We start from the raw sequence: 4,450 nt of genomic DNA, 5'->3' as shown, positions 1-4,450 counted from the left end.
CTTTTCTTTAGACATTAATTGTCCCTCTAATACACGGATAAATCGGTGATATCACCACATCAACCAAGCAAATAATGCTGAATGGCTATTTATATGCTTGCTGAAATTTATTACAGAGAAACCAGAAGGGGGAAAAGAGAGATGGTGCTGATACCCAGAATCGAACTGGGGACCTCACCCTTACCAAGGGTGCGCTCTACCGACTGAGCCATATCAGCACATGTTTGGAGCGGGCAGCGGGAATCGAACCCGCATCATCAGCTTGGAAGGCTGAGGTAATAGCCATTATACGATGCCCGCACCTGAACCCGGCTACCTGATTGTTCTGTAGAGTTTACACCGGACGCTATTGCGGTGCGTTCCGCTGTATTCTGGAATGTACCAACAGCTTACACCCCAAGCCCTATTGCTAAGGCTGAATAAATGGTGGTGGGGGAAGGATTCGAACCTTCGAAGTCTGAGACGGCAGATTTACAGTCTGCTCCCTTTGGCCACTCGGGAACCCCACCACACCGGATTGTATTACTTGATGGTGCCGGCTGCCGGAATCGAACTGGCGACCTACTGATTACAAGTCAGTTGCTCTACCTACTGAGCTAAGCCGGCATCAAGTAGCGCGCATTCTAGGTAGTGTTCGTCAGCTATGCAACAAGAAATTTTGATTTTACGCCTCTTTGCTCATAAAATATACATGGCGGACAAATTCACGCCTCTGCGCATTGATTAAAGAAGCGACCTATCCCGTTGGCTGCAACATATCATGCTAAAGGATAATCCAATCGATAGCCAGAAGAAAGTCCATTGTGCCAACGTTTCTCCTCGACGCGTGGAGCCCCCTGAGATTGGCACACAGATTTATATAGCGCTTCCCCATGACGACGGATGGCTTGATCGCATACAAACCAGCACGTAGATTAAAACAACTTTGGAAAAAAGCGCTGCGCCCCAACCGAAGCTGTCTATAATAAGCGACCGTTTTCTCTGGAGTTGGCGTCCGCGCCGTTTCCATCCCGCGCTGACAGGCAGACACAGGCATATGAAGAAAGAGCAATCCCTGGCGACCCCCTATCTGCAGTTTGATCGCCATCAGTGGGCGGCATTGCGTAATTCCGTCCCATTAACTCTCACCGAAGAAGAGATTGCCCGTCTCAAAGGGATAAATGAAGATCTCTCGCTGGATGAGGTTGCCCAGATCTATTTGCCCCTTTCACGCTTGCTGAATTTCTATTTCAGCTCCAGCGTCAGTCGACAGGTCGTGCTGGAGAAGTTCCTCGGCACCCATAGCCCGCGCATCCCCTATATTATCGGCATTGCAGGCAGCGTCGCGGTCGGCAAGAGCACGACGGCCCGCGTATTGCAGGCGCTGCTCAGTCGTTGGCCGGAGCATCGCCGGGTCGAGCTGATCACCACCGACGGGTTCCTGCATCCCAATAAAATACTGCAAGAACGGGGACTGATGAAAAAGAAAGGCTTTCCCCAGTCCTACGATATGCACCATCTGGTAAAGTTTGTATCAGATATAAAATCAGGCGTGTCGCAGGTAACCGCCCCCCAGTACTCTCACCTAATTTACGATGTGCTCCCGGACAGCCGTAAATTGATTGAGCAACCAGATATTCTGATCTTGGAAGGGCTGAACGTACTGCAAAGTGGGATGGACTATCCGCACGATCCGCACCGGGTATTCGTATCCGACTTTGTCGACTTCTCCATTTATGTTGATGCTGATGAACATCAGCTGCAGGCCTGGTACATCAACCGCTTTCTCAAGTTCCGCGAGGGCGCCTTCTCCAACCCGGACTCTTACTTCCATCATTACTCACAGCTGCCAGAGTCTGAGGCCATCGCGATTGCCACTGGGCTATGGAATGAAATTAACGGATTAAACCTGCGTCAGAATATTCTACCAACCCGCGAGCGGGCCAGTCTCATTATGACCAAGGGCAGCAACCACGCCATTGAGAGCGTCCGACTGCGCAAATAGGTATCCCACGGCGCAGCGGTGACAGAAATAGTCGGGGGAGCCAACGCTCCCCCGCCTTCGGATGATATGCCCACTCAGCCTGCGCGTAAGGAGATCTCACCACCGATAAACGGGGTGATAACGCCGTCGCGCTCCAGCAGCAGCGCACCCTGCGCATCGATGCCCCGAGCAATGCCGTGGATCACCTGCTCCCCGATGATCAGCCGTACCGGACGGTCAACAAAGTTATCCAGCACCCGCCAACGGGAGATAAACGGTGATAAACCGCGCACCTCAAAATCGGCCAGCGTGCTGCGCAGACGGCTCAGTAAACAGGCTACCAGCTGATTGCGATCGATGTTCACCCCGGCCTCCTGTAAGTTGATCCACTGCTGATCCACGACGCTGGTATCCGGATTGCGCATCATCAGATTGATCCCGGCACCAACCACAATGTTCGCCGCATCACCCGTTTTCCCCGTCAGCTCAACCAGAATACCAGCCAACTTACGATCGTTAAGATAGAGGTCATTCGGCCACTTGACCTTCACACCGGCAGCACCCAGCGCCTGCAAGACCTCTGCCATAACGATCCCGATCACCAGGCTCAGCCCCATTGCAGCGGCAGGCCCCTGCTCCAGCCTCCAGTACATGGATAAATACAGGTTTGCGCCGAAGGGTGAAAACCAGTGACGACCGCGGCGACCGCGCCCAGCCTGCTGATACTCTGCGACGCAGGCGTCACCGGAGGCCAGCTCGCCAATTCGCTCCAACAAGTACTGATTGGTGGAATCGACCACCGGCAGCACGGTCACCCGCCCCTGGGGCAGCAGGGCACCGATCGTCTCCGTATTCAGTAACTGCATGGGCGTCGGCAGACAATAACCCTTCCCTGGAACGGTGAATACGTCAATCCCCCAGTCTCGCAGAGTCTGAATATGCTTATTGATCCCTGCTCGGCTCATTCCCAGTGACTCACCTAAGTGCTCACCGGAGTGAAAATCGCCATCGGCCAATTGCGAAATCAGTTTCAGTGGAACCGTAATATCTTTCATGACAGAACCTCGACGGCGTTAACCTCGCCCTGCGCAGCGATAAAGCGTACCTCTGGCTCTAGCCACACAGAAAACACCTCACCAACCCGACGGCGCACATAGCGCGCCAGCGCGATGACATTCTGGGCACTAGCATGGTGCTGATTAATCAGCACCAATGCCTGCTGACGGTGCACCGCCGCACCGCCGATCTGATATCCCTTAAGCTCACAGCGATCGATAAGCCAGCCTGCCGCCAGCTTCATCTCACCATTATCCTGCGGATAACATGGCGCCTGTGGATAGTGCGCACGGATAGCCTCAGCAGCCTCAGCGCTCACCACCGGATTCTTGAAGAAGCTCCCCGCGTTACCATGCTGCGCCGGATCGGGCAATTTGGTTCTACGCATATGACAGACCGAGTCAAATACGGCCCGTGGCGTCGCGGTCTCTGCATCAAGGCAGGTTAAATCACCGTAGCTAAGCATTGGCTGCCAGCGTTTGCTCAGGCGTAATCCCACGGCGACGATCGCATACCCATCGCGGTAGCGATGTTTAAAAATACTCTCTCGATAGCCAAAGCCACACGCGGTGGCAGGCAGGCGCTGCAGAGTGCCATTGCGCAGATCCAGCGCGTCGACATAGTCACAGACATGCTGTAGCTCTACGCCGTAGGCACCGATATTCTGAATGGGAGCAGAGCCTACACAGCCAGGGATCAGTGCCAGATTCTCTAGACCCGCCATTCCATGATCCAGTGTATAGCACACCAGATCGTGCCAGTTTTCACCAGCCCCTACGTGCAAATGCCAGCTCACCTCATCTTCATCAACCTGGATCCCAGGAATACGATTAAGGATCACACTGCCGGCAAAATCCTCCATGAACAGAACATTGCTACCGCCACCCAGTATCAGAACCGGCTGTCGGCGCGCCTTCGCAGCCTGCCAATGGGACAAAAGCACCGCAGCGCTGTCCGCCGTAAGGATCTGCTCGGCCCGGGCGGGAAGACCAAAGGTGGTAAATTCGGTAAGTGATGTAAGATGCTTGGACATGAAACGGCTATCTCATCCTGACTAAACAGTCTCTAGTCTACCCGATTATCCGCGCTATACCGTGGATAAATCAGTATGGCGAGAGGAATTTCAGCGGGCGGGTCGGGTCATACAGGACGAAGATAGGAAGATGAATAGGGTATCCCATGGCACAGCAAAATCCGCCCGGCAGATAAACAAAAAGACCCCATGCTTGCGCATGAGGTCTTTTTATAGGTTTGATGCCTGGCAGTTCCCTACTCTCGCATGGGGAGACCCCACACTACCATCGGCGCTACGGCGTTTCACTTCTGAGTTCGGCATGGGGTCAGGTGGGACCACCGCGCTACCGCCGCCAGGCAAATTCTGTTTTACCAACCGCCATCAAGGCCATCGGTTTCAATCTTGAACAAGCTGAT

At 53.9% G+C, this 4,450-nt stretch carries 3 protein-coding genes, 4 tRNA genes and 1 rRNA gene; 1 reads left to right on the top strand and 7 read right to left on the bottom strand.

What is annotated here, in order from left to right; translation table 11 throughout:
- Positions 1-142: 142 nt before the first annotated feature.
- The 4 genes from EIEH_RS02435 to EIEH_RS02420 all read right to left on the bottom strand — a co-directional run bounded on the left by EIEH_RS02435 (position 143) and on the right by EIEH_RS02420 (position 606).
- Positions 143-218: transfer RNA gene (locus EIEH_RS02435), tRNA-Thr, on the bottom strand.
- Between the two features lie 7 nt (positions 219-225).
- Positions 226-300: transfer RNA gene (locus tag EIEH_RS02430), tRNA-Gly, on the bottom strand.
- Between the two features lie 124 nt (positions 301-424).
- Positions 425-509 (bottom strand) — tRNA-Tyr (locus EIEH_RS02425).
- Between the two features lie 21 nt (positions 510-530).
- Positions 531-606 (bottom strand) — tRNA-Thr (locus tag EIEH_RS02420).
- 430 nt (positions 607-1,036) lie between these two features.
- Here EIEH_RS02420 and coaA point away from each other — a divergent pair.
- On the top strand, positions 1,037-1,984 hold the full coding sequence (gene coaA / locus EIEH_RS02410) for a type I pantothenate kinase (RefSeq protein ID WP_015869629.1): 948 nt from the start codon (positions 1,037-1,039) through the stop codon (positions 1,982-1,984).
- A gap of 74 nt (positions 1,985-2,058) precedes the next feature.
- Here coaA and birA read toward each other — a convergent pair whose 3' ends face one another.
- The 3 genes from birA to rrf form a co-directional block, all read right to left on the bottom strand.
- A complete protein-coding gene (gene birA / locus EIEH_RS02405; RefSeq protein WP_015869628.1) occupies positions 2,059-3,018 on the bottom strand; it encodes a bifunctional biotin--[acetyl-CoA-carboxylase] ligase/biotin operon repressor BirA in 960 nt (319 codons plus the stop codon).
- On the bottom strand, positions 3,015-4,052 hold the full coding sequence (murB, locus tag EIEH_RS02400) for a UDP-N-acetylmuramate dehydrogenase (RefSeq protein ID WP_015869627.1): 1,038 nt from the start codon (positions 4,050-4,052) through the stop codon (positions 3,015-3,017). Before murB ends, birA begins: the two co-directional genes overlap by 4 nt.
- Before the next feature lie 223 nt (positions 4,053-4,275).
- Positions 4,276-4,391 (bottom strand): 5S ribosomal RNA (gene rrf / locus EIEH_RS02395).
- Positions 4,392-4,450 lie beyond the last annotated feature (59 nt).

The sequence above is a fragment of the Edwardsiella ictaluri ATCC 33202 genome (assembly GCF_000264785.1).
Lineage (GTDB): Bacteria > Pseudomonadota > Gammaproteobacteria > Enterobacterales > Enterobacteriaceae > Edwardsiella > Edwardsiella ictaluri.
Note: the sequence above shows the minus strand (reverse complement) of the source record. Positions and strands in the feature narration are given on the sequence as shown.